The 25,325-nt window shown below is 63.9% G+C and carries 16 protein-coding genes; 8 read left to right on the top strand and 8 right to left on the bottom strand.

Features of this window, described 5'->3' with window-relative positions; translation table 11 throughout:
• Positions 1-151 precede the first annotated feature (151 nt).
• The 7 genes from ACFRJ8_RS05120 to ACFRJ8_RS05090 form a co-directional block, all read right to left on the bottom strand.
• Positions 152-4,018 (bottom strand): CDP-glycerol glycerophosphotransferase family protein, encoded by a 3,867-nt coding sequence (locus tag ACFRJ8_RS05120; protein WP_377985073.1) that lies wholly within the window; start codon positions 4,016-4,018, stop codon positions 152-154.
• A 91-nt stretch (positions 4,019-4,109) separates the two neighbouring features.
• Positions 4,110-7,646 (bottom strand): CDP-glycerol glycerophosphotransferase family protein, encoded by a 3,537-nt coding sequence (locus tag ACFRJ8_RS05115; protein ID WP_377985072.1) that lies wholly within the window; start codon positions 7,644-7,646, stop codon positions 4,110-4,112.
• Between the two features lie 355 nt (positions 7,647-8,001).
• Positions 8,002-9,642 (bottom strand): TIGR03767 family metallophosphoesterase, encoded by a 1,641-nt coding sequence (locus ACFRJ8_RS05110; RefSeq protein WP_377985071.1) that lies wholly within the window; start codon positions 9,640-9,642, stop codon positions 8,002-8,004.
• Positions 9,643-9,889: 247 nt separating this feature from the next.
• Positions 9,890-10,588 carry an NTP transferase domain-containing protein gene (locus ACFRJ8_RS05105; RefSeq protein WP_377985070.1) on the bottom strand — a complete coding sequence of 233 codons (699 nt, stop codon included), beginning with the start codon at positions 10,586-10,588 and terminating at the stop codon, positions 9,890-9,892.
• Positions 10,589-10,816: 228 nt separating this feature from the next.
• Entirely contained in the window at positions 10,817-11,962 is a 1,146-nt protein-coding gene (gene wecB / locus ACFRJ8_RS05100; RefSeq protein ID WP_377985069.1) for a non-hydrolyzing UDP-N-acetylglucosamine 2-epimerase, read from the bottom strand.
• A 52-nt stretch (positions 11,963-12,014) separates the two neighbouring features.
• Positions 12,015-12,338 carry a hypothetical protein gene (locus tag ACFRJ8_RS05095; RefSeq protein ID WP_377985068.1) on the bottom strand — a complete coding sequence of 108 codons (324 nt, stop codon included), beginning with the start codon at positions 12,336-12,338 and terminating at the stop codon, positions 12,015-12,017.
• Positions 12,339-12,413: 75 nt separating this feature from the next.
• Positions 12,414-12,995: a YdcF family protein gene (locus ACFRJ8_RS05090; protein WP_377985067.1), complete on the bottom strand. Its 582-nt coding sequence runs from the start codon at positions 12,993-12,995 to the stop codon at positions 12,414-12,416.
• A 911-nt stretch (positions 12,996-13,906) separates the two neighbouring features.
• Here ACFRJ8_RS05090 and ACFRJ8_RS05085 point away from each other — a divergent pair.
• From ACFRJ8_RS05085 to rsmD, 8 genes are all read left to right on the top strand, one after another.
• Positions 13,907-15,127 carry a glycosyltransferase gene (locus ACFRJ8_RS05085; RefSeq protein WP_377985066.1) on the top strand — a complete coding sequence of 407 codons (1,221 nt, stop codon included), beginning with the start codon at positions 13,907-13,909 and terminating at the stop codon, positions 15,125-15,127.
• Between the two features lie 14 nt (positions 15,128-15,141).
• Positions 15,142-16,395: a UDP-N-acetyl-D-mannosamine dehydrogenase gene (gene wecC / locus ACFRJ8_RS05080; protein ID WP_377985065.1), complete on the top strand. Its 1,254-nt coding sequence runs from the start codon at positions 15,142-15,144 to the stop codon at positions 16,393-16,395.
• Entirely contained in the window at positions 16,392-17,279 is an 888-nt protein-coding gene (locus ACFRJ8_RS05075) for a hypothetical protein (protein WP_377985064.1), read from the top strand. Before wecC ends, ACFRJ8_RS05075 begins: the two co-directional genes overlap by 4 nt.
• Positions 17,266-19,440 carry a glycosyl transferase gene (locus tag ACFRJ8_RS05070; protein ID WP_377985063.1) on the top strand — a complete coding sequence of 725 codons (2,175 nt, stop codon included), beginning with the start codon at positions 17,266-17,268 and terminating at the stop codon, positions 19,438-19,440. The genes ACFRJ8_RS05075 and ACFRJ8_RS05070 overlap by 14 nt, the downstream gene beginning before the upstream one ends.
• Before the next feature lie 89 nt (positions 19,441-19,529).
• Positions 19,530-20,600: a thiamine-phosphate kinase gene (gene thiL / locus ACFRJ8_RS05065; protein ID WP_377985062.1), complete on the top strand. Its 1,071-nt coding sequence runs from the start codon at positions 19,530-19,532 to the stop codon at positions 20,598-20,600.
• 22 nt (positions 20,601-20,622) lie between these two features.
• Positions 20,623-21,675, top strand: a complete 1,053-nt coding sequence (locus ACFRJ8_RS05060) for a DAK2 domain-containing protein (protein ID WP_377985188.1) — start codon at positions 20,623-20,625, stop codon at positions 21,673-21,675.
• Positions 21,665-23,893 (top strand): ATP-dependent DNA helicase RecG, encoded by a 2,229-nt coding sequence (locus tag ACFRJ8_RS05055; protein ID WP_377985061.1) that lies wholly within the window; start codon positions 21,665-21,667, stop codon positions 23,891-23,893. The genes ACFRJ8_RS05060 and ACFRJ8_RS05055 overlap by 11 nt, the downstream gene beginning before the upstream one ends.
• Before the next feature lie 24 nt (positions 23,894-23,917).
• Positions 23,918-24,541 (top strand): 16S rRNA (guanine(966)-N(2))-methyltransferase RsmD, encoded by a 624-nt coding sequence (rsmD, locus tag ACFRJ8_RS05050; protein ID WP_377985060.1) that lies wholly within the window; start codon positions 23,918-23,920, stop codon positions 24,539-24,541.
• Here rsmD and ACFRJ8_RS05045 read toward each other — a convergent pair.
• On the bottom strand, positions 24,538-25,323 hold the full coding sequence (locus ACFRJ8_RS05045; RefSeq protein WP_377985059.1) for a spermidine synthase: 786 nt from the start codon (positions 25,321-25,323) through the stop codon (positions 24,538-24,540). The genes rsmD and ACFRJ8_RS05045 overlap by 4 nt on opposite strands.
• Positions 25,324-25,325 lie beyond the last annotated feature (2 nt).

Here is a 25,325-nt window from a genome sequence, read left to right as displayed (position 1 = left end):
CCGTTACCCAAAAACACTTTGTGTCCCACGTCCACCAGCGGGCCGTGGTGGTGCTGTTTTAGACCACTTCTATCCCGGTGGCCCCCGCCAAATATACCCCGCCTCCCCTAAACTCCGGTGTTTTTTGCGCCAAGGCGCCCTGAACTACAGCTCAATCAGCCTGGGTCATGCTCACCTGGGCACCTTCGGTGACCGCCTCACCAGCGACTCGAACGTTGGCTTCAACGAACTGTGAAAGTGCGTTCTTGGCGTATCTTTCAGCATCGAACACATCTCGGGGAGTCAAGCCGTCGTGTGCCGCCTGAAGCCCCGCTAGCACGCCGTCCTCGTCGTTTGTGACGACTAGTCCATAGCGACCCTGCAAAACGTCCCGAGGGCCAGGCATGTCCGTGCAGATGATGGGAAGACCCAAGATCATCGCTTCAAAGAGGACCATAGGTTGGCCCTCATGGAGGGAGGACAGGACGAAGCAGGATGCGTGCCTAAGCGCAGGGTACGGATTCAGCCGTTGGCCAGCCAGCCAGATGTACTCGGCAGCCTTGTGACCGACAATGAGTTTCTCGAGTTCATAGCGGAGGGGACCATCGCCGATGATCAAGAGCCTGGCTCCAGGATTGGAGTCATGGAATCGGACGAAGGCCCTGATGAGCTTTCGATGGTCTTTTTCCGGGGAGAGCCGGCCTATGGATACGAAGTTGAAGCGTCCTCCTTCGTACCATTGGGCGATGTCGGCATCCAAGTCTTCGGCGGCTCCTGACAGGACCCGGGCTGAGTCAATCTGGTTGTCGCAATGCGTGAATGCTTCACGATCCAGGGCGTACTCCCCAGCGAGTTCACGACGGTTCTTGTCGGCGACGCTCGAGGCCACGGAAATAAGTGTGTCGAAGTCACGGTATAGCCGGAAGATGACTTCCAGTATGGGGAACTTCATTAGCTTTTCGTTCGCCATATCGTTGTGCAGGTAAATCGACTTATGTGCATCATCCGGACCGTAGGCCACCAGACTTGTCCAGAAGGGTGCGTATCCGTCGAATTCGATGACCGAGTCGAAGACGCTGTCACTGAAAATACGTCGGAATTCACGCGTGAACGAGGACCGGTATATGTTCCACTGTGCGTCGGAAGGCAAGTCCAGCCTTGCCGTCAGCTTTCGGGAAATCCAACGTTCCTCTGGGGTATGGGACTGAACCCCGATCCTGCCGATTATTTGGACGTGGCTCGGCAGTTCCCTGAGCTTATTCAGCCGTGAGGGGTCGGCTGCGAGAACGGCCGGTTCTACCACCAGGACGGCGCGGAATCGCGACGTGTCGAGGCTTGAGACGAGATTCCGGAAGGAGGTTGTAATTCCGTTCGGTATCAGACCGTGATGGAACAGGAGAGTGGTCTTTTCTTCGGCTGGGCCGTCGGCCAGTCCATCGGGGTCGTCTTCGAGGAAGAATCGAACCACTCTCTTTGCGGAACTGCCGTCCTCCAGCGGGCAAAACTGCTCCTTGGCTGCTACGTACAGTGGGTCGGATGCCGGATCTGTCCTCAGTGAGTGTTGAATGCTAGCCGCCAGGCCCGACCGGTCCCGTACAAGTTTCCCGGGCATCTCTTCCATATCGAAGTAGAGGCCGCGGTTTTCTGCGTAGTCTTCCAGATCGAAGGCGTAGAAAACGATAGGCCGACCTGTGGGCAAGAAATCGAAGAAGATGCTTGAGTAATCCGTGATGAGAACATCGACCGCGGCAAGAAGGTCGTTGGTGTCGATGTCACCCGGAACGATCGACGTACCGGCATCGAATCCACTGAGCAGGCCTTCCGTGAGCCGGTGGGCACGGAAGAACACATGGTGGTCTGGTCCGCGCATGGCATCCAAGTCGTCTCGGAGCCTTACGGCGTCGACGTACCGGTCATCTGACTCGCCGCGCCACGTTGGAGCGTAGAGGACCACCGGCTTGGAGTCATCGATTGCGATGCCGAGCCTGCTGCGCAATTCGCGGCGTTTGGGTTCATCCGCGTTTACGAGACCATCGATCCGGGGGGAGCCCGTCACCGCGATCTTGCCCCGGAAAAGACCTTCGATGTCGTGCCGCTGAATCAGGGCCTGCGTGGTGTGCTGGTTCGGACTCATGATGTGGGTTGACTGCAGAAAGTTGCGGGCGATATTGGCGTGGGCCACGGGTCCGCCGGCCATGTCTCGGCCCAGAGTCTTCAACGGGGTTCCGTGCCACGTGTTGAGGTACTTCTGACCATCCTTGCGGACGAAGTACGGCGGAAATGAAACGTTGTTGACGAGGTGTCCGGCAGAAGACAGAACTCTTTTGTACAGGTCCGAGTTAGTCCGGACGAACCTGAGGTCTATTCGCCCGCGGAGACGGTCAGGGATGTTGTCATCGTTGTTAATGGCCCAGTAGTGAGTGAATCCCCGGTATCGAGTATCGGAGGAGACCTCATCGAAAAGCGCCAAAGGATGGCATCCGATCGACGAGCCGTGGTTGCTTTCCCACAGGATGACCTTCGGGTCCAAGGGAAGGGTTTCGTAGTACTCGACGTACTCCATGCTTGACTTCTGGGACTTGCTCTTCAGGTAGCTTTCGACGTCGATGCCGTCCGAGCTCTTGAAAAGTGTTACTTGGCGGAAGGCAGCACAGGCGGCTTTGAAGTCCCCCATTCGGTGGTGAGCGACACCCAACTGGAAGAAGGCTCGGGGATCGAAATCGTTACTGCGGGCAACGGAGTCCGCGAAGGCCGAAACCGCAATGTCCCAGTCGCCGAGCTCGGCGGCCAGCTCGGCCGCACGTTGCATGACCTCGGAAGACTGCCTCGCGGCCAAGTCGGGCAACCTGTGAGTCAGGATGTCTTTGAGGTAAGCGGCTTGCCCATCTGGTGCCTGGGACAGGGCGCCTTCCGGAGATCCCGGTTGCGGGTAAGACGTTGAGGCCAGATAGTAGACACACGCTTGTTCGTACTGGCCAGCTGTCTCAAGTACATAGCCGGCTCGGTAGGCCCAGTAGGTCTTCGACGCGTTCAACCGCCACGCATGGCTGTATGCTTCTGCAGCCTTCAGCCACTGGAAGCTTCGCTCCCGGGCCACCCCCAGTTTGTAATGCCAGTATGCAACATCCGGTTTGAGGATGATCGCAATTTCGTAAGCGTCCGCGGCCTCGTCCCAGCGGTAGCAACGATCTAAAGCAAGCCCCACCCGGTAAGCAACTGGCGCGTTGGCGGGCTCCCTCCGCAGCTGCTCTTGATAGTGGCCCAGCGCGTCAACCCACGCGCCCTTCTTCTGGAAAAACGCACCGATACCGAAGACATCGGACTTAAGGTTCGTATCGTGGAATATGGCCTGATCATAGGCTTCCTCGGCACTCTCGGGATCGCCGCTGAGGCTATGGGCGTGTCCGGCGTAGAAGTACCATTCGGCGTTGTCTTGACGGATCGCGCAGGCTGCTGCGTAAGTTGCGGCCGCATCCCTGAAATGCTTCATGCGATATTGTGCGGCGCCGAGCTGAGCAAGCCACTCAGCGTCGCCCTCATGCGCGATCCTTCCGGCGGTGAGAATTTCCAGTTCTTGCCACAAGGGACCCTTCGCCGCACGAAGTCGTTCGAGCTTTTTCGCGTGGTACTTGGTGCTCAGTCGCTGTGCGGCCGCAAGTGCTCCAGGATCGCCGAGGGCGAATGCCTCCTGCGCGGCCAGTAGCCTGTGTTGCCAGCGCTCCCGGTGCGGCTCCCGCTCCAGCGCCCCAGCGTAACTGGTGACTGCTTCAGAAAGAAGTCCCAGATGTTCCTGCACGAATCCGAGGCGGTATTGCCAGGCAGCGACATCGGGGTTCTGGTTAATTGCGTGTCGGAGAAACTCGTCCGCTTCGACCCACCGTCGCAAATGGATGTTGGCATGCCCAAGGCGGAAGTACAGTTCTGCGTCGGCAGCTTCAGCGTCGTCCAGCAATGCGGTGTAGACCTCGATGGCGGCAGCCCATTCTCGCTTTTCCTCGAGATGTAAGGCGTGTTCGATCGTGTTTTGCGCAGCGCTCATGATGTGTATTGCGTCCTAAGGTAATGGTTGCCGTTGGGCGGGAGTCGGCTGGTCCCCGATAATGCAGGTGTCGCTGTCGCGGGCGGTCCGGCTAGCTCTCGCTAAGGGATGATGAGGAGCTGGTGCCGACCGCCTGCGGTTCGCTCAGGCCATTCGGCCAGAGTGCATCGAATACCCGCGCCGTCGCCTGGCCGTCGCAGTGGGGCGCGAACATCTTGACGAATGCTTCATATTTGGCGGCGTAGTGGAGGGAGACGTCGGCGATGTTCTTGATCGAATGAACAACTTCCTCTGTTGTGTAGTGGAGCGGGCCCGGTGCTTTTTCTTCAAGGTCGAAGTAGAAGCCGCGGGTCGAGTCGCGGTACTGCGCGATGTCCGGCGTCAGGAAAATAATCGGTTTGCCCGTCACACAGAAATCGAACATGACGGATGAGTAGTCGTTCACCAGGATGTCTGCGGCGGTGTAGAGGTCGTTGACTTCCGGGTATTCGGTCACATCGATGACGAACTTGTTTGCCGCCGTCTGCCTTTGGCTTGCGATGTTGTGGTGCCCGCGCAGGAGCAGCACGTAATCGTCGCCGAGCTGCTGCTGGGCCTTTTCGAAATCGAGGTAGGTGACCATCTCGTACTGCCGCGAGGCGTTCTTGGCATCGTCGCGCCACGTCGGCGCGTAGAGAATCGCCGTCTTGCCCTCAGGGATGCCCAGCTTGGTGCGGATGGCGGCCCGGTTCTGCTCCATCCGCTCGGGGGTGAGGCTGTCGTTTCGGGGATAGCCTTCGGCCACAACAGTTCCCTCAAATCCGAAGCAATTGGCAAGAACGCCGGCGGCGTATTCATTCTGCGCCAAGAGGGCATCCCAGTACTCCGCCTCCCGCCACATGAGGTTCCAGTATGAAAGGGAGAAGCTAGTCCGGGCGACGTCGTTGCCCAGCTTCTTAAGCGGAGTGCCGTGCCAGGTCTGGATGTAGACCTGCCCCTCGCGCTTGCGGAAGTAGAACGGGAAGTTGTTGTTGTTGATCAGGATCCGGGACTCGGTCAAGAGCTGGTACCACAACCGGGAGCCGATCAGCACCGGCGAGGTTCCGGCCGGCACGGGCACGGAGTAGTCCGCGACCGCCCAGTACATGGGCCACTGGCTTCCCCGGCTCTGGAATTCCTCCAGGAGGCGGCGCGGGCTGTCGGTGGCCCGGCGCCCGCCGAAGCACATGAACAGGACGGCGTCCTTGAGCTCAGCGTTTCCGGCGAGCGTTACCGGAGTGCGCAACGTCTGTTGGTCGAACCTGCTCAACTCGTCTTCTGCGAAGGGGGGCCGTAGGTGGATGGTCAGTGCGGCCGCCTTCGGAGTGCGGCTGACGCCGATTTCCAGCCGGTCCGCCTCGATCCGGCGGGGCATCTGCGTCTGGAGCCCGGTCGACGCCGGGATCCAGTAGCCCAGGTGGTCGGCGACCCCCAGGGGAACGTTACGCACGCTGTAGGCTCCGGTTTCCGGCATTACCTCCTCACCGCCCCAAGGCCGCTGGGGCAGGAGGAAGTCGGCGGTGAAGGTGTTGCTTCCGTCATTGGTCCGGACCTCCAAGACGACGTCAGTCGCAGGGATGACGGCCTTCCCGCTGGAGAGGACAAGCCGCGGGGCGCGGATGACATGCAGGTCCGCAGTGCCGGCAATCCGAAGGGTGCGTTTGTCTGCCGACATTTCGATGGTGGAAGCAATAATGCGGCTCTTCCGCTCCTCGACGGTGATGAACCCGTATCCCGTCAGTCCCAGCCTGAGGCTTCGGGTTTGATCGGAGCGGGCCTCGAGTTCAGCGGTTCCCTCCGGCCACGCCACTGGCTGGGGTGCGGTGACGCCGCCCTCCAGACGCAGTTGCCATTCATATTCGACCGTGGCGCTGGCACCGGATCCCAGCGCCGGGACGTCGATGAGGTAGACGGCTCGATTGCCTTCAACGTCTTGGAAAGCCGCCGTCTTGCGGATGCCAAACTTTCGGCTCTCGATGGAAACCCTGGCGGCCACAGGGGCCTCATGGGCATCGACGGTGAGCTTCAGGGTTCGCCCCGCCAGCTCCAGGGATGTCGCCACATATTGCGGGGCAACGGGTACAAAGGTGAGCCCGGTGGTGGCGCCGCGCATTTCCACGGCCATCCTTGTGGTGCCCTGCATGCGGCCTACGGGCAGGTGGCCGGTGGCACCGTTGAGGTCACGGCGCGTCAATGGCGCCGTTAGTGTGTGGCCGCCGGCACTCACAGTCAGGAGAACGTGCCAGCTGGCGCGGTCTGCGGCCCCGTTCTCTTCAAGCATCACGGCCGGGTCAATGGTGGCAGTGAAACCCGCGTCGGCGTAGGACGTCCAGTTGTCGTTGGACTCCCAATCGATGGACTTGTCCGAGTGGCGCGCCACCGCAAGGGGGACAGTCTCACCGGTGCTGGCGTTGACCAGGGAAGCCTGGATGGAGAGGTTGCCGCTGACCGGGTCCACCGAGGAGATGAAGGCGTGACCGCCGATTACTAGCTGGCCGTCGTCCTGCCAGTCGAAGCTGGTCATCTTGCTGACCAGGCGAAGGTCGATATCGCGGCACGACAGGAGCCGGGGATCGTACGTGGAAAGCTCTTCCAAGTAAAGGGGTTGTGCGAGGAGCCCGGCCTCCGTCACCACCGTCGGAAAGCTGGACGCGTAGTCGCTCCGGTGGTTACAGATGCGGACAACGTCCTCGCGGTTGTCCGCGATGACTGCTGAGAGGATCAGCCGGTTGTGGATCCTGAGGAGATCCCAATCCAGTTCCTCACCGTCACTCAGGCGCAGCACCGTGGCGTGCAGCAAATCCCAGTAGTCGGGTCCGGTGCGGGGTACCACCTCGTAATAACGGAAAAGCCCGTCGCCTAGTTCTCCGGAAAGCCAGCGCCGGTAGTCTTCGGGGGCCGAGGCGCCGCGGACTGCCGCGGCCAGGGACTCGAGACGGTGCAGACGGTCTTCGAGGTATCCCGTCTGGCAGATCAGCTCGCGGGCCGGCGGCCGGACTGCGGAATCCAGGGACGTGGTGACCACTTTGAGGTCCAGGATGTCGAACGACTTGGCGCGCGTGTACAGGGTTGGAACTGCCTCGTACTGCCAGTGTTCGCGGTCCAGCGTGACGTCGGCGGTAGCCGAAATCCAGAAATCACGCGTGAAAAGTTTGTTGGCAAGGGCTCCATCCAGCAGGATCTCCGGGACGTCCGCAAAACTGGCCCCGGGACGGGGTTCAGCGTGGATTCCCTGTTGGCTTGACGACGTCGAGCTGGTCTTGCCCTTTACGATTCCGGTCATGCCGACGGCGAAGGACGAGCCGGTCTCCCGCAGCGAGCGGAGCATGACGTCCAGGCTTTCCTTCTCGACCAGGTCTCCCGCCGTGAGGAACATCAGATGGGGGGCCCGCGCGGAGGCCACAGCACGGTTGCGGGCTTCTTCCTCGCCGGCGCCGGGCAGGGCGAGGTACTTCACCCGGCGGTCCCGCTTGACGAACGCCTGTACCGTGTTCTTGCCGACGCCGGCCAAAGACGTGTCGACGACGATCATTTCCAGCGCGGACGGCTTCTGGCCAATCAGGCTCCGCAGCGTCCTATCAGGATCGGGAGCGTAATCTGCCGCCAGCACGACGACGGTGAGCTGGGGAAGCTGAAGGAACCCAACAGGTGATGCGCTAAGGGCGCGTTGGACTTTGGCCCGATTGGCAGGGTGGGCCAACTTCCGGATCTGGGTGCGTCGCTCCGGAGGCAACGCCCGCCATGCGCGCCGAAGATTCCTCTTGGCGGTGGCTTTCAACGAAGCTACGGCTTGGCTCTCTTTGCGACCTGACATTCTTGGATTCGCTTCTTTCGTCTGTTTCCAACCAGTGGTTGTTACGTCGTCATTGGGTACAAGGATGGTGCTGCAACCCGCGCCGCCCGATGAACACTCTGTCCATAATGGCACGGCGTCCCGCGACAGGCTGATCTAAGAGGGATCAAATTTAGAAGGGCTTTTTGAGGACCAAGTCGACATTCTGGTCCTTGATACCGCCGCTCATCTCAGCGCGGTCCAGTCCTGGCCGGTTCATGGCGAGTTCGAGGCTCAAAGCCGCAAGGGACTGGGCAGTTTGCTCTCCTTCGTGCCGCACGCTCTCCGGCGTCGAATGGTCCACCAACGTGGCCGCAATTGACAGCGTTCCGTCGCCGTTGTCCATGAGCTCGACAATTCTCGATTGCTGCGGGTAGTCAATGAGGGATGCCGTGGTAATTTCCCAGAATCCGCCATATTCATATTTGGATTGGTGCGGGGTTACTTTGTGCTTGTGCCTGTGGCCGTTCAGCCAGGCGACCACGTTGGGGTAGCGGGACAGCAGCTCCAGGAGTGCAGATCGATTCAACGGCGGCCGGCCGTCGTCGGAGGATTGCTCCTCTTTATCAAAGGTGGACAGCGGATGGTGGCTGAACAACACTATGAGTCGGTCTTGAGCCGTGGATGCGGTGAGCCTGCCCTTTGAATCGTACGATTTTGCGGACGCACCCTTGAGTTGTTCCTCCAGCCAGTCGGCCTGGGCCGCATCCAGGACGGCCACAGTGCTGCCATCCGGGCTGGCCGTGTTCAGCATGATGCCGACTACCTCAGGAGATAGGTCGAAGGTGTAGTACGGCGTCGCCTCGGAGTCCGGGCCGGAGCCAAACTGCACCTTGGTTTCAACGACCGGCAAGGCGTCCATGAACTCTGCCTTGGTGAACGGGCGGCGAAGTTTCGAGGCACTCACGGTTCGGGAGGGCATTGCTTTGATAAGCCTGCGGCGTTCGCCGCCACTGGAACCATTGACATCCTTCCAGAAGTCAGTGGTGTCCATGCCTGGCGGGAGGCGAATCGGAAGCCGGTCACCGATCCGAAGAGTGTCAACGAACTCCGCCTTTGGGGAGATCGGGTCCGAAGGAGACCGACCGGCTTCATCGTGATTTCCCACGCCGATGTACCACGGGAAAGCCGAACCCTGCGCGTTCACCGGCTTGATGGCTGCCGTGAGAAATCCGGGAACGGTGGGGTAACCGTGGAGCGCCTTCCAGTCATCCGGGGAGATCAGCGTATTTTCCGGCTCGGGATGCCAGATGCTCTTCGACAGCTCGCGAGGAGCCGGACCGTGGTCCTGGACGCCGCGGTAGGCGGCGGTGGGATGTGAGGTCACGGATCCCCCCTTGAAAACGCCGACTGCGGCCGACAGCTCGCTGACGGCAAAGGTGTTGGTGAGATCGCCCGTGGTCACCAGGCAGTCAATAGCGCGTTGGCCGATGGGGCCGAAGCGGACAGCGTTGAGTTTCCGGACCGTCGCGTCCAGAACGTGGACGGTCAGGAGGTCCTGGGGCCTGAATCTCCCGGACGAGGGGTATCCGTCCGCGAAGTCAAAGTACTGCCACAGAAAGGACAGCCTGCCGGGATTGGCTGCGTCCAGAACGTGTGCGTCCGTCAGATGCCCGAACGTTGCCAGCCCGATTCGCGGCGTGCTGGCGCGGCCCCGGGTGCAGAGGTCCTCACGGACTTTCGTCTCAAGGGCCGGTCCGCGCGCCAGCCTCTGGTATGGCAGGCGAGGCGCGGACCGGGATCCCAAGATGACGGTGGCTTCCAGTGTTGACATCGGTGCTGCCGGCTCCGGATTTGCCTGTGCGTTCCCCGAGGGCTTGGATGAGGATTCCGATGTTGATCCGGAAACCCGCAGCACAGTGACGCCTACCGCACCAGCAAGAGACCACCGGAGGGCCCGTCGCCGTGAAACAGGCGTGTTGTTCGGTTGTCGCACTTGCTGATGTAACCCTTGCTGTTGCGCTCGGCTTGCGGTGGCGTCAGTCGCCTGGGCCGCCAAACTTCGGACTGCTGAGCTGCCCTTAGAGGCTGGCGTTGGCCCGGACGAGGTCGTCCGGGAAGTCAACCTCCACAGCGTAGAACTCGCTGATGTCCACGGGGGTCCACTTGACGTCGTCCTGCTTGATGGTCAGTTCGATCGCGCGCTCAAAGTAGTCCTGGTCGTCGACTTCGATGAGCCGCTTGAGGAACTTCTTCTTGTCCTTGGAGCTGACATAGTTGATGCCGACAGCCTCGCCCTGTGCAACATCGGCGGGGACAGTCTTGGACAGCTCCAGGATGTTGCCGTCGGCGTCGGTGATGTACTTGACTTCCTCGTCGGAAACCGAGGACACATCAACGGTGATGAAAGATTCATCGCGCTTGATGTAGGGGGTCAGCATCTGAAGAATGTCGGGGTCGAACACGACGTCGCCGTTCATCCAGAGAACGCCACCCTTGGCCGAATTCCGGATCGCCTTCAGGAGGCTCTTGGAGGTGTTGGTCTGGTCAAAGTTCTCGTTGTACACAAACGACGCGTCCGGGACGTGTTCCAGGATCATTTCGAGCTTGAAACCGACAGCAACGGTGAGGCGGAGCCCCTTGCCGAATGCCTTCCGCAGGTTGTGGACCTGCTGGTGCATGATGGTGCGGCCGTCACTGAGCTCTGTCATGGGCTTCGGGTGCGGGCGTGCCAGCCGCGTTCCCATTCCGGCGGCAAGAATTACGGCCTGGACTTTCATGTGTTTTTCCTCTTCTACGAGCGATCCTGGTGGCGGGAGCGGCGAGCCATTGCATCGCTAGAGATCGCCCCAGAACCGTTTTGCACGGGTCAGAGGGCGCTTCCCCCGCGTCCCAGCATAAGGGCTGAGCCTCGGTGACGCCGAATGATGCGCGCAATCCTACGTTAATGCTGTGTTAACTTCCCGGATGACATCCCGTTGCCGTGGGCGCAAAATTGCGACGGGCGCTTACGCGCCGGTGAACTCGCTGATCCGGGAACCCACGCCCACCAGTTCCTCGATTGCTGCCACGGTCCGCGCGGCCGCCTTCCCGTCCCCGTAGGGGTTGACGGCGTTTGCCATCGCGGCAAAATGTCCGGGGTTGTGGAGCAGGCGGGTCACCTCGGTGACGATCCGTTCTTCGTCCGTACCGATCAGCTTCACGGTGCCGGCTTCAAGGGCTTCGGGGCGTTCGGTGTTTTCCCGCATCACCAGGACCGGCTTGCCCAGGCTCGGGGCTTCCTCCTGGACTCCGCCCGAGTCCGTCAACACCACATGGGCAACGGACAGCAGCCGGGTGAATTCGCCGTAGGCCAGCGGCTCGGTGACCAGGACGTTGGCCTTGCCCTCCAATGCGGGAAGCACTGCCTCGCGCACCACGGGATTCTTGTGGGCGGGCAGGACGATCACGAGGTCCGGCTCGGCGTCGGCGATCCGGGCCAGCGCCCGTCCCACGCCGCGCATGGATTCGCCCTGGTTCTCACGGCGGTGCGTGGTAACCAGCAGGATAGGGCGGCCGCTGGCGGCAAGTTCTTCGAGCCTGGGGTCCGTGAAGGGGAGCTGCTTGTCCACTGTGGCGAGCAGGGCGTCGATCACCGTGTTTCCGGTCACCACGATGTCCTGGGGGCTGATGCCTTCCCTCAGCAGGTTTTCCCTGCTGGTGGAGGTGGGTGCCAAGTGCAGGCGGGTGATCTGGCTGGTGATCTTGCGGTTGGCTTCCTCCGGGAACGGGGAGAGCAGGTCGCCGCTGCGCAGGCCGGCCTCGACGTGGACCACCGGGATGCCGTGATAGAACGCCGCGATGGCGGCCGCCGTGGACGTGGTGGTGTCGCCCTGGACGATGACGGCGTCTGGCCGCGACTGGGCGAAGAGCGTCTCCAGGCCGTCGATGGTGCGCGTCATGATGGCGGACAGCGACTGGCGCTGCTGCAGGATGTTGAGGTCATGGTCCGGAACGATGCCGAACAGTTCGTTGACCTGGTCCAGCATCTCGCGGTGTTGGCCCGTGACTGTCACAATGCAGCGGAAGTGCGGGGACTCCTGCAGGGCACTGACGATCGGAGCCATCTTGATGGCTTCCGGCCTGGTTCCGAAGATCGGCATGATGCTGTGCATGGACTATCCCCCAGAAAGGTTGGTTGTGGTGTGTAAAGGCTAGCGGGCCGGTTCAGCCCAGCAGCAGCAAGGCGATCACGAGAGCCGGGACGCTGACCGCGACGAGGACGACGGCGATCAGCGCCGCCATCCGCTTGCGGTGGTACGCGACTTCCGCGGCGTCGAGGTCCGGGTTTGCGGCCCGCTTGGACGGCGCTGACCGTTCGCTTTCCTGCTGCTCTGTGGCCGGTTCACGCGATGCGCGGACCGCGGACAGCGGAAGCGGCGCGGCATCTGGGACCAGAAGCTGATCCGGAATGTCCTCGTGCAGGCGGCGCCGGCGCAAGTGTCGCGGGGCCGCGACTAGCGGGGGAGCGCCGTCGGCAGGGTTCTCCAACGTATCGTCCTCCTCGGCTCAATGAATGGTCAATCAGGCAGACGGCTTCAACCTGACGAGGTTCAATTCTTACATTTATGAGCCATGATTGGCGCATTCCGGCCGCAAGGAAGCATCGATCAGTCCTCCGGTTTCGATGACGAAGCGCCGGATCCATTGGCCCAAATCCAGGCCTGGATGCGAGGCAACCATCTGGACTTCCGCCGTCGTGCACTGTCCTATGAGACGGCCGGCGCGGGTGACGTGGTAGCTGGAGGTCACCACGGTGACGGACTTCCAGCCGTTGGCCTCGATCAGGCGGGAGATTGCCCGGGCCTCCCCGCGGGTGTCCAGGTCCGGGGGCCGGAAGCAGATGACGGCCGCATTGGGGAAGGCGGCTGAATTGCAAGCCTCATCGGCCTCACGGTTGCCGAACGTGTCCGTGTGCGAGATCACCAAAACCGGGATGTGAAATTCGGCCTGGACCTGGCGGGCCACGGGCAGACGTTCGGAGGCCGCGCCGCCCAGCATGATGACGGCGTCCGTCCGGTGCACGCTGAGCGGATCCACGTTGATGAACAGTTGAACGGCAATGATTAGCCACAGCAGGACGCCCCCGGCGGCGAAGGCAAGCACCCTGCGGGTGGCGGTATTTACCGCGGGGACAGAAAGAGGCACGGCTGAGAGTCTTTCACGCGCTGGCGAGTGGAAGAAATGGTCGCGGATCCCTGCGGAGAAACTTTCGCAACAGATGAGTGGCCGGGTGTTGTTTGGCTTTCGTTCACCTTGGACCGCCATTCCCTTTACTTGGGCCTCCTAGCTTCGATGAGAGTAGGGGGCCCAGGGTCTTTTTGGCCCTGTGACGGATTTCCTTTGGCACCTTGGCCGGAGGGGCGCATCGCTGAGGAGAACCGAGTAGTGCCTGCAGACGGATTGAATTGCCGTAGGAGCGCGGACTGATGGGCATCCGCAGCGGCACGCGGGAGGCTCTGCGGCATTTGAGCTCAGTTGTACGGCCGCGGGCCAAGGGGTCAGCGGGCGAATGGTCCGGGCGCGGCGGAGACCGCCAGTTGCGGTTCAGACCGTACGACACTTCCGGACAGGGGCCGCGGCGCGCCGACCTGAACGTGGGCGTGATTCTTGATGATTTTTCCCGCACGGCTTTGCGGTTCGAGTGGAATTTAGTCGAACTGCGCCGGGAAGAGTGGCGTGATCAACTTGGCCAGACCCGGATTGATTTCTTGTTCGTGGAATCTGCCTGGAACGGGAATTCCGGATCCTGGCAATATCAGCTCACAGGTTCTTCGGGTCCAGGCGCCGAGCTGGTCCGGCTCGTGGCCTGGTGCCGTTCCCAGGGAATTCCGACAGCTTTCTGGAATAAGGAAGATCCGCCCCACTACGATGATTTTCTGCCCGCAGCCAAGCTGTTTGACCACGTTTTCACGAGTGATTCGGACCGCGTTCCGGACTACGTGAGGGATTTGGGCCACCACCGGATAGGCACCCTTCCTTTTGCAGCCCAGCCGGCTATTCACAACCCTGTCCGGTCGGGCCTCGGATGGCACTCGCGCGGCGTGGCCTTCGCGGGGATGTACTTTGCCCACAAGTTTCCCCAACGCCGCGCCCAGATGGACATGCTCCTGGGCGCGGCCATTGCTGAAGCGGGATCGGGCGGCGCCGAGCTGGAAATCTTCTCCCGGCAACTGGGAGGCGACAAGAACTATCAGTTCCCTGAGCCGTTTGACCAACACGTTGTCGGGTCATTGAACTACGCCCAGATGCTGACCGCCTACCGGGCCTACAAGGCCTTCTTGAATGTAAATTCCGTGACCGATTCGCCCAGCATGTGTGCCCGGCGGATATTTGAGATCACAGCCTCGGGAACACCGGTGGTCTCGACGCCGAGCACGGCGATATCGCGCTTCTTCGAGGAAGGTGAAGTGCTGGTTGCCGAGGCCAAGTCTGAGGCGCAGAGGATTCTGCGGAGGCTGACGTCCGACGCCGAATTCAATGAAAGGGCCGTGCACAAGGCCCAGCGCCGGATTTGGGGTGAGCATACGTACGCGCACCGTGCAGAATCCATTGTTCAAGCGGTCGCGCCGGAGCGGTGCTGGCCGGTCGGCCTGCCGTCAGCCAGTGCACTGGTGAGCGCAACAAACCCGCAACAACTGAGGCAAATATTTCAGACCGTCGGCGGCCAGGACGGTGTCGATTTGGAGCTCGTCCTGCTGACTCGCGGCTTCACAGCCGCCGAGGGCTTGCTCGCTGAGCTGGCCCACACCTATGGCGTAGCGAAATACAAAGTCCTTCCCGCCCCGGCCGCCCTGACCCTGGGGGAGTGCCTCAACCAGTGCGTTGAAGCATCGACGGGGGTGGTGCTGACCAGGATGCACGGCGAGGACTACTACGCGCCCAACTATCTGGTTGATCTGCTGCATGCGCTCACCTATTCCGGCGCGGACGTGGTGGGGAAGCAGTCCCACTACTCGCACGTGCGTTCCAGCCGGGCCACGGTGCTCCGGGCTGCGCACCAGGAACACCGGTTCAGCGGGCAGGTGGCTGGGCCGACCATCACCGCACCCCGGGCGGTCTTTGAGGCGCACCCCTTTGAGGCTGTGAGCCACGGCGAGGACACCGCCTTCCTTACGTCCGTCGCGGCGGCCAAGGGCTCCATTTACTCCGCCGACAGATTCAACTACTGCCAGATGCGCCCCGGCGACGGGAACGGCCCGGGCGTGCCGAACGACGTGCCCGCAGGGGCCGGCGAGATTCAAATTTTCGAAAATCCACGTGAATTCATCACGCTTTGATAGGGGCCAACAGATTGACTAGCTTCCAGACCATCGCCGTCATTGGACTTGGGTACATCGGGCTGCCTACAGCCGCGATCCTGGCGACCAACGGCCTTGACGTGATCGGCGTCGACGTTAATCAGCGGACCGTCGACGCCGTGAACGATGGGCGGGTCCCCTTTGTTGAACCGGACCTCGGAATTCACGTCGCTGGAGCCGTCAGCCAGGGCCGGCTCAAGGCAACCACCCAGACGCCCGCCGCAGATGCGTACATTGTGGCCGTGCCGACGCCCTTCACGGCTGACAAGAGCGCCGACCTGAGCTACATCGAGGCGGCCGCGCGCGGGATCGCGCCGGTACTGCAGGGCGGCGAACTGATCATCCTGGAGTCAACGTCACCCCCGGGGGCAACCCGCCACCTGGGCGAATACATCGTCTCGCTCCGACCGGACTTGTCGCTGGACGGCGGCGAAGGCAGGCCTGCGATTCTCCTGGCCCACTGCCCCGAGCGGGTATTGCCCGGCAAAGTCATGATCGAACTTGTGACCAACGACAGGATTGTTGGAGGGGTCACCCGCCGGGCCGCCGATCTTGCTAAAGACCTCTACTCGGTGTTTTGCCAGGGCGAAATACTGGTCACCGATGACGTGACCGCGGAAATGGCCAAACTGGTCGAAAACTCCTACCGCGACGTCAATATTGCGTTCGCCAACGAACTGTCGGTCATCAGCGCAAAGTTGGGCATCAACGTCTGGGAACTGATCAGGCTGGCAAATCACCACCCGCGCGTCGACATCCTGCAACCGGGCCCTGGCGTCGGTGGGCACTGCATCGCGGTTGATCCCTGGTTCATTGTCGCTGCCGCACCTGCCGAGTCGCGTCTGATCAGGACAGCCCGGACCGTCAACGACGATAAGCCCCGCTGGGTCCTGGACCAGGTGCATGCTGCATTCGCCAAGCTGCCCAAGAACGCCGAGGTTGCTCTCCTTGGGCTCGCGTTCAAGGCAAATATCGACGACCTGCGTGAGTCGCCCGCCATTGAAATAGCCCAGGCCATCGCCGAATCGATGGCAGGCATCCGGATTAACGTGGCCGAGCCACACATCGACAGCCTGCCCGGTAGCCTTCAGCGTCAGGACAACGTCCGGCTGGTGCCACTGGAGGAAGCAGTGAGCCGTTCCTCGCTGGTGGTGGTGCTGGTTGACCATGACGCCGTTCGTGCGCTGCCCGCAGAGGTCCTGGCCGGAAAGCTCCTGGTCGATACCCGAGGGATCTTCAGCTCATGATTCTTCGAATCCAACAGAGAATGCGCTCAGCCTTCAAGAGCCGGGGGGTCATTGCTATGGCCCTCTGCGGGATGGTGGCCGCACTCGGTGGATCCCTGTACCTTGTGCTTGGGCATCCGGCGTTCGCGGTTCTGTCCCTCGCATTGTTTACGCTCATGGCGGTGCTGGCCGTTTCGCAGTTGGTCAGCATGCGGTGGCTCCAGGAAACCGAGGCCAGGAAGGCCCGCTCGCGCTTCCGCGAGCTGCGCGACATGATGGCCGGGCTTTCCACACCGGACCACCAGGTTCCGAAAACGGCGGCCGCCACAGCGGCTAAGCAAGAACCGGCTCCGCCCGCAGCTCCAGCGTCCGGCCGCGCAGTAGGCCGGCTCGCGGCCGCCGTCATGGATGACGGGGACCGTCAAGCCAAAATTCTCGGCTACCTCGGAGCGCCTCCAACGGCGCCGTGGGGCGGACGGATTGTCTACGCGATCGCGGGCCAGGACCTTCAGCAGTACCTGGGCGACGCGCAGGCGCTTGAAACGCTGCGCCCGAGCACCATAGCGGCCCAGATCGCGAACGGGCGCGGCTCCGCGCTGATTCTCGATGACAGCGCCTTCACCGCCGGAATCTGGTTCGGCGCCGATTCCGCGGCGGGGACCTTGCTTGCAAACGAAATCTTCCAGGCGCTCGCTGAGTGCCGGTCCCAAGGGATGCCGGCCTACTTCGTGAGGACCCGGCGGGAAGCCGACACCTACACCACGGAGTTCGAAGCCGCAGCGGATGTTGTGTTTTCGGCTCGTTCCTCCATGGAGGCGTGGACCGAAGACTACAAATTCGGGCTGCTCCATTCGCTCGACACTTTCGCCAAAATGAACAAGGGAGCGCTCATTGGATCGCACTGACGAAGCCCGGCCCGCGCGGACAGTCCTCCTCTACGGGGACGTCGACCTCAATATCATCGACGGATCATCCGTGTGGCTTGTTTCCATGGCCGAGGCGTTGTCACGGACGGGCTCCAGGGTCTGTGTCCTGCTCAAGACTGAGGTCACGAAAACCCGGCTGCTTGAGCGGATAGCGGAGCTGCCCGGAGTGGAAATCGCCCAGCCGGGCGACACGGCGGGCATGGAAGCGCTGCAGCCACGCGTTGCAGCCCAGCGCATGGCCCAACTTGACGCGGAACGGCCGTTCGACGTCGTGATCGCCCGCGGCACCCAGGTAGCCGCGCACGTGGCGAACTCCAAAGTCCTTGGTCCCAAGTCGTGGCTCTACATCACGGACATCGCTCATCCCAGTTCCAGGCTTTCCGAAACGGATCTTGCGATGCTCAGGCGGACCGTCGGACAATGCCGGCGCTTCTTCGTACAGACGGAGGCCGCACGGTCCTATGTGGAAGCGACGATTCCCGAAGCTGCCGGAAAGACGCTTGTCCTGACGCCGATGGTGCCCGATGAATACTTTGACCTGCGGGGGGATTCCCCGGCCACTGGTAGGAAATTGAGTGCTGTCTACTCCGGCAAGTTCGCCAAGAAGTGGCGCACGCTCGAGATGTGCGCCCTCCCCACTGCGGGCAGGGAGCAAAAGTTTGCCCTGGCGGTGACGATGATCGGTGACAAATTCCAGCATGATCACCAAGACCCGTCCTGGTCGGCCTCCATGGAGGAGGCTGTGGGCTCGCCGGGCATCGACTGGCTGGGCGGGATGTCCCGTGATGCGGCCGCTAAGGAGGTCAGCAGGCACGACGTCGGCCTGAGCTGGCGTGACGGAAGCATGGACGCAAGCCTCGAGATCTCCACCAAGGTCCTCGAGTACGCTGCCCTCGGGGTGCCGCCCATGGTGAACCGCAACGCCCAGCATCTTGAGCTTTTCGGCGCCGACTACCCGCTGTACGTCGATGATGATTCGACCGAAGGAGTGGTCAACGCCCTCCTGAACGCCAGGGACAACTTGGCCGAGCTGAAGAAGACGGTCAGCAACCGCGTCCGGCACTACTCGATTTCGTCAGCGGCTGCCCGGCTGAAAGCCTATTTCGAGCGGTCCGAGGCAGACTACGTCCGCAGCCCGCGAGGCAAGCAGAAGACAAGGGTCCTGATAGCCGGCCACGATCTCAAGTTTGCCGGTGAGCTCGTTTCCGTCCTGGAAATGCGGGATGACATCGAGCTTGCCTTCGACCACTGGAAATCACTGCACGTCCACGATGTCCAGGAGTCCGAACGGCTCAGGGACTGGGCCGATGTCATCATCTGCGAATGGTGCGGCCCCAACGCCGTCTGGTACTCGAACAACAAACGCCGCAGGCAGAAGCTCATTGTGCGTCTTCACATGTTCGAGCTCAACGGCCCCTGGATGAAGGATGTGGCCGCAGACAACATTGACTCCCTGATCTGCGTCTCAAGCCTCTACGTGGATCGCACCCGCGCAAGCACCGGCTGGACCGACACCGCCTTCCGGGTCATCCCGAACGCCGTTGACCTCATGGACCTCCGCCGATCCAAGGAACCGGATCATCGCTTCCGACTGGGGCTGGTAGGCATCGTCCCCATGCGCAAGCGCCTGGACCGGGCCCTTGACCTACTAGAAGAGCTGCTGCAGGAGGACTCCCGGTACACATTGCACGTGCGCGGAAGAATGCCGTGGGAATACGCCTATGAGTGGAAGAAGCCGTTCCAGCGGGAGGCGTACCTGGAAATCTTTGACCGGATCGGGCGGTCCCCGGCGCTGCGGGATGCCGTGGTTTTCGAACCGTTCGGCCCGGACATGGCGTCCTGGCTGCGCAAGATTGGCTACGTGTTGTCGCCCAGTTCGGATGAGAGCTTCCACCTGGCCCCCGCTGAGGGAATGGCGTCGGGCTCGGTGCCGCTGTTCTGGGAACGGCCCGGAGTGGACGACATCTTCAGCAATCGCTGGACCCGCGAGACCACGTCCCAGGTCCGGGCATTTGTCTCGGCTCTCAACAGTTCCCCGCACGCATATGCCGAAGAGTCCAGGGCCGCTGCCGAATACGTGCAACGGTTCGACATGCGGTCCACGGGCGAACAATGGCTGGAGGAAATACTCAGCAGCTGAAGTCACGGCCCGGCGCTGTCGGCCCCTCGCGGTAGCGTAGGGCTGTGCCTGAATCTCCTGCGCCTGAATCTCCCGTGCCTGAAACCTCTGTGCCTGAATCTCCCGTGCCCGAACACCTGCCGACGGACGCCGCATTGACCGTTGCCGGGCTCTCGGAATCCCAGCTGCTGGGGCGCATCTTCCCGCGGCTCACCATCCCGGAGCCAGCTGGCGGCCCGGAAGCGGCGACGTACTTGCTGCTGGGGCCGGGGGACGACGCCGCCATTGTCGCCGCGCCGGACGGACGCACTGTGCTGAGCATCGACACGCAGGTGGCCGACCAGGACTTCCGGCTCCAGTGGAACAACGGCTACCGGACCACCGGGTACGACGTCGGCTGGAAGGCCGCCGCGCAAAACCTCAGCGACATCAATGCCATGGGCGCCCGGGCCACGTCCCTGGTGGTGAGCCTGACGATGCCGCCGGAGACCCTTGTCCGCTGGGTCGAAGAATTCGCGGACGGCCTCGTGGCGGGGATCCGGGGGCTGGGGGCACCCGCCTGCGCTGTGGCCGGCGGCGACCTCGGCCGGGGCCGCGAGCTGGCGGTCACCGTGGCCATCCTGGGGACCCTGGACGGCAAGGAGCCCGTGCTGCGTTCCGGAGCCCGGCCCGGGGATACCGTGGCGCTGGCTGGAACAGTGGGCCGGGCCGCCGCCGGGCTGGCGCTGCTGGAGTCGGACGTCCGCGTGGGGGACCTGACCGCCGAGCAGCGCTCGCTCATGGACACCCAGTGCAGGCCGCAGCCGCCGCTCGCTGCGGGCCCTTTGGCGCGTGAGGCCGGGGCGTCGGCCATGATGGACATCTCGGACGGCCTGGTCCGGGATGGAAACCGCATGGCGGCCGCCAGCCACGCCGTGCTGAACCTGGACGCCGCCGCCCTGAAGGAGCTGGCCGCTGCGCTGCTGCCGGCGTCCGAGCTGCTGGGCGCAGACCCGATGTCCTGGGTCCTCGGCGGCGGCGAGGACCACGGGCTGCTGGCCACTTTTCCCGCGGGGGTTCAGCTCCCTCCCGGGTTCACTGCGATAGGCTCGGTAGAGGCCCCTGCACCAACCGAGAGCACGGGAGTAACGATCGCGGGCAGGCCCGCTGACGCTGTGGGATGGGATCACTTTGCAGACTAAGATTGCCGCCAACGCGCAAGCGATGAAGCGGTGGTTGAGCAAGGCGGAAACCACGCTCGGGAACCACAGCGACCGCCTGAACGCCATCAACATCTTTCCCGTAGCCGACGGTGACACCGGCACCAACCTCTACCTGACCGTCCGTGCCGCGGCTCACGCCGCGGACGCCGTCGTCGGGCGCGGCACTGCCACGGACCAGTTCACGCACCCCGCCGCTGACCCGCACGACGTCGGCGCCGTCCTGGCACAGGCCGGCCAGGTGGCCATGGAACAGGCCCGTGGCAACTCCGGAACCCTGTTTGCCGTCTTCCTCGCCGCCGCCGCCGAACCGCTGGCCGGGCACACCCGGATTAGCTCACCGCTGCTTGCCGCGGCCCTGAACCGGGCCCAGATCCGGGCCTGGTCCGCGCTAAGTGATCCCGTGCCCGGCACCATGCTCTCCGTCATGGAGGCCGCAGCCCGCGCCGCGGCTGCCGTGGACTCCGCCCACGACGGCGATGACAGCAACCAGACCCTCGGACTGGCCCTGGATGCCGCCGTCGAGGCAGCCCTGGCCGCCGTGGTGCGCACGGAAGACCAGCTCGATGCCCTGCACGCCGCCCACGTGGTGGACGCCGGCGGCGTGGGCATGCTCCTGATCCTGGACTGCCTGCGCTCCGCTGTGCTGGGCGAGGAGCTCCAGAGCGAACTGCTGGACGGTCTGCACGGCTACGACGTCCAGGACCCGCACATCCACGCCGGCATGCCGCGCGACGAAGGCGTCGAAGTCATGTGCACCATCTCCCTGTCCCCGCTGGACGCCGCCATGATGCGCCAACGGCTCGACGAAATGGGCGACTCCGTAATCATGAGCCAGGTCGGCGGGGCCGCGGACGCCGCCGGGCAGTACCGCTGGCGCGTCCACGTCCATGTCCTGGATGCCGACCCCGCCGTCGCGCTGATCCGTTCCCTGGGCGAGCCCACGGACATTTCCGTGAGTGAGCTCGCAGTGCCGCGCGATCCGCAACCCCAGGCCGCCACCGTTGCCGCCTCTGTTGCCGCCGAAACCCGAAACCCCGACGGACATGCACGCTGAACTTGAACTGGGCCTCGAGCGCCGCATCGGCAAGCGCTCCGCGGCTGTCATCGAAAAACACCTCGGCATCACCACCGTCGGCGGGCTCCTGAACTACTTCCCCCGCCGCTACCTCAGCCGCGGCGAGCTGACACCCATCAGCGAGGTCCCGCTGGACGAGGAAGTGACCCTGATCGCCCGGGTGGTCTCCAACAGCACCCGATCCATGCGCGCCCGGCGCGGATCCCTCACCGAGGTCGTGATCTCCGACGACGCCGGCGGAGCGCTGCCGGGCACGCTCAAGGTCAGCTTCTTCAACGGGTTCCGGGCCAAGGCGGAGCTGCAGCCGGGCCGGCGCGCCATGTTTTCCGGCAAGGTCACCCGCTACGGCGGATCCCTCGGCCTGACCAACCCCGATTTCCTGCTGCTCGACGAGGACCCCGACACCCCGGGCATGGACCCGGAGAAGCTCGCGGCCATGCCGATCCCGGTCTACCCGGCCACGGCCAAGCTCACCAGCTGGTCCATCCAGAAGGTCATCTCGACGCTGCTGGACACCGTGGATCTTGAAACCCTCGGCGACCCGCTGCCCGCGGAGATCGCGGCGCGGGAGAAGTTCCTGCCAGTCGCGGACGCCTACCGTCTGATCCACGCCCCGCAGACCCCGGCGGACTTCCAGCGCGCCCGCGACAGGTTCCGCTACCAGGAAGCCCTGGTGCTCCAGTCGGCCCTGGCCCGCCGCCGCGCCCAGCTCGCCGCCGAGGAAGCAACGGCCCGCCGCGCGGCTCCGGACGGGCTGCTGCCCGCCTTCGACCTCCAGTTGCCGTTCACGCTGACCGCCGGCCAGGCCGCTGTCGGCAAGACGCTCTCCGACGAGCTCGCCCAGGACTCGCCCATGAACCGGCTGCTCCAGGGCGAGGTGGGTTCCGGCAAGACGATCGTGGCCCTGCGCGCCATGCTGCAGGTGGTGGACGCCGGGGGACAGGCTGCACTCCTAGCCCCCACGGAAGTCCTCGCCGCCCAGCACTATGAATCCATCCGGCGCACGCTCGGACCGCTCTCCCGGGACGGGATGCTCGGCGGGTTCGGCTCGGACGCCGTCCAGGTCACCCTCCTCACCGGCTCCATGCCCACCGCGGCGCGGAAGCAGGCCATGCTGGACGCGGCCTCCGGCACGGCGGGAATCGTGATCGGCACCCACGCCCTGCTCAGCGACAACGTGTCCTTCTATGACCTCGGCCTGATTGTGGTGGACGAGCAGCACCGCTTCGGCGTGGAACAGCGCGACGCCCTCCGGGCCAAGGCCAGCAAGCCGCCGCACCTGCTGGTCATGACCGCAACCCCGATTCCCCGGACCGTGGCCATGACCGTGTTCGGAGACCTCGAAACCTCCGTGCTCGATGAGCTCCCCGCCGGCCGTGCCCCGATCTCCACGCACGTGGTGGGGCTCGCGGAACACCCGGCCTGGGCCACCCGCATCTGGTCCCGTTCGCGGGAGGAGATCGACGCCGGCCACCAGGTCTACGTGGTCTGCCCCAAGATCGGCACGGACGACGACGGCGACTTCACCCCAGGCGAGGCCGAACCGTCCGCCGCGGACCTCGAGGGTGAGAACGGTGCGCGGGAACTCGCCTCCGTCACCGGCGTCGTGGAACTCCTGCAGGACGAACCGGCCCTCGCCGGGGTGGCGGTGGCGCCGCTGCACGGCCGGCAGGACCCGGTGTTGAAGTCCGAGACCATGGCCTCCTTCACGGCCAACCAGACCAAACTGCTCGTCTCCACCACCGTGATTGAGGTGGGCGTGGACGTGCACAACGCCACGCTCATGGTGATCCTGGACGCGGACCGGTTTGGCATCTCCCAGCTCCACCAGCTGCGCGGCCGGGTGGGCCGCGGCGGGCTGCCCGGGACCTGCCTGCTGGTCACCACCCTGGAGCCGGGCCATCCGAGCCGGCGCCGGCTCGATGCCGTGGCAGCCACCACTGACGGCTTCGAACTGTCCCAGGAGGACCTCAAGCTCCGCCGCGAAGGCGACATCCTGGGCGCCTCGCAGTCCGGCGGCCGCTCCACCCTGAAGCTGCTGCGCGTCCTCGAACACGAGGACGTGATTGCCCGGGCCCGGCAGGACGCCCAGCGGATCGTGGCCGCCGATCCCACCCTGGCCGGCCAGCCCCGGCTGGCGGCCGCGATCGATGAATACTTGAACCCCGAGAAGGAGGCGTTCCTTGAACGCGGCTAGGACCACACATCATGGGCTTCGGCCATGAGCCGGATCATTGCCGGCGCGGCCGGCGGCAGCCCCCTGGTCAGCGTCCCCGGGAGCCTGACACGGCCGACGACGGACCGGGTCAAGGAAGCGCTGTTCTCCCGGCTGGACGCCTTCGACGTCATTGCCGGCGCCCGCGTGCTGGACCTGTACGCAGGATCCGGGTCGCTGGGGGTGGAGAGCGGCAGCCGCGGCGCCGGGTCCGTGGACCTGGTCGAATTCGATGCCAAGGCCAGCGCCGTCTGCCAGCGCAACGCGGACCTGGTCAACACCGTCACGCGCCGCAAGGTGGTCTCCGTGCACCGCTCCAAGGTCGAATCCTTCCTCGACCGGACCGCTGAGGCCGCTCGCTGGGACCTCGTGTTCCTGGACCCGCCCTACCCCCTGGACGAGCCGGCCCTCGCTGCCGTGCTGGCCAAGCTGGTGCCGCACCTGGGCGAGGGGGCCGTCGTGGTGGTGGAACGCTCCTCCCGGAGCCCCGAACCGGCATGGCCCGAGGGCATGGAACGGTTTGCCGAGAAGAAGTACGGCGAAACCCGGCTCTGGTTCGCCGAGCCCGGTGTGGAAGCCGCGGAGGGCGTGGACGCCGTGGACGGCGTGGATTTAGAGGTCGGGGACTAGCCGGCCAGCGCGTCCAGCTCGACGCCGGCCAGGAGCCTGGCCGGATGCGGGCCGCGCGCCGTGAGCGCCGCCGTCCAGACTTCAGGCCACGGGCCCTGCGTCCCGGTCAGGATGATGTTCCCGGGGTACCGGCCAGTGAACATTCCGGCCTCGGCGAAGGCGGCGACGTCGGCCATGGCCCGGCGCAGGGCCGCGACCTGGCTCCGGACCAGGGTCAGCCCGGGTTCATCGCCCACGTTGACGACCAATACCCCGCGCGGCGTCAGGCGGGCCGCCGCCTCCTGGTAGAACTCTGTGCAGGCGATGTGTTCCGGCGCCTCGGGCCCGGAGAAGATGTCCAGGATCACGACGTCGAACCGCAGTTCGGCCGGGAGAGCGGCGAGGGCGTCGCGGGCATCGCCGATCACCGTGTGCAGCTGCGTTCCCTCCGGCAGGGGCAGCTGCGCCAGCACGAAGTCCAGCAGTTCCCGTTCCAGCTCCACGGCGTACTGGACCGAGCCGGGCCGGGTGGCCTGGATGTAGCGGGCCAGCGTCAGGGCGCCCGCGCCCAAGTGCAGCGCGCTGATGGGCTCGCCCCACGGAGCGGCGAGGTCCACCACGTGACCAATCCTGCGCAGGTACTCGTAGAAGATGTCCGCGGGATCGGCCAGGTTGACGTGGGACTGCTCGGCGCCGCCGATGCTCAGCACGAAGCCGCCGTCCGTGAAGGGATCCGGTTCAATCGTGGCGTGCTGCCCGGTGGTCCGCAGGAACCGCGAGGCTCCGGGTTGTTGCCCGGCCATGC

This window comes from Arthrobacter sp. NPDC056886 (assembly GCF_042788715.1).
GTDB lineage: Bacteria > Actinomycetota > Actinomycetes > Actinomycetales > Micrococcaceae > Arthrobacter.
Note: the sequence above shows the minus strand (reverse complement) of the source record. Positions and strands in the feature narration are given on the sequence as shown.

Bases quoted from the DNA above. Each gene is read 5' to 3' on its own strand.
- wecB (WP_377985069.1), bottom strand. From the start codon at position 11,962: ATGCACAGCATCATGCCGATCTTCGGAACCAGGCCGGAAGCCATCAAG.
- ACFRJ8_RS05060 (WP_377985188.1), top strand. From the start codon at position 20,623: ATGAAGCGGTGGTTGAGCAAGGCGGAAACCACGCTCGGGAACCACAGC.
- rsmD (WP_377985060.1), top strand. From the start codon at position 23,918: ATGAGCCGGATCATTGCCGGCGCGGCCGGCGGCAGCCCCCTGGTCAGC.
- ACFRJ8_RS05085 (WP_377985066.1), top strand. From the start codon at position 13,907: ATGTACTTTGCCCACAAGTTTCCCCAACGCCGCGCCCAGATGGACATG.
- ACFRJ8_RS05075 (WP_377985064.1), top strand. From the start codon at position 16,392: ATGATTCTTCGAATCCAACAGAGAATGCGCTCAGCCTTCAAGAGCCGG.
- ACFRJ8_RS05055 (WP_377985061.1), top strand. From the start codon at position 21,665: ATGCACGCTGAACTTGAACTGGGCCTCGAGCGCCGCATCGGCAAGCGC.
- ACFRJ8_RS05110 (WP_377985071.1), bottom strand. From the start codon at position 9,642: ATGTCAACACTGGAAGCCACCGTCATCTTGGGATCCCGGTCCGCGCCT.
- ACFRJ8_RS05045 (WP_377985059.1), bottom strand. From the start codon at position 25,323: ATGGCCGGGCAACAACCCGGAGCCTCGCGGTTCCTGCGGACCACCGGG.
- ACFRJ8_RS05120 (WP_377985073.1), bottom strand. From the start codon at position 4,018: ATGAGCGCTGCGCAAAACACGATCGAACACGCCTTACATCTCGAGGAA.
- ACFRJ8_RS05105 (WP_377985070.1), bottom strand. From the start codon at position 10,588: ATGAAAGTCCAGGCCGTAATTCTTGCCGCCGGAATGGGAACGCGGCTG.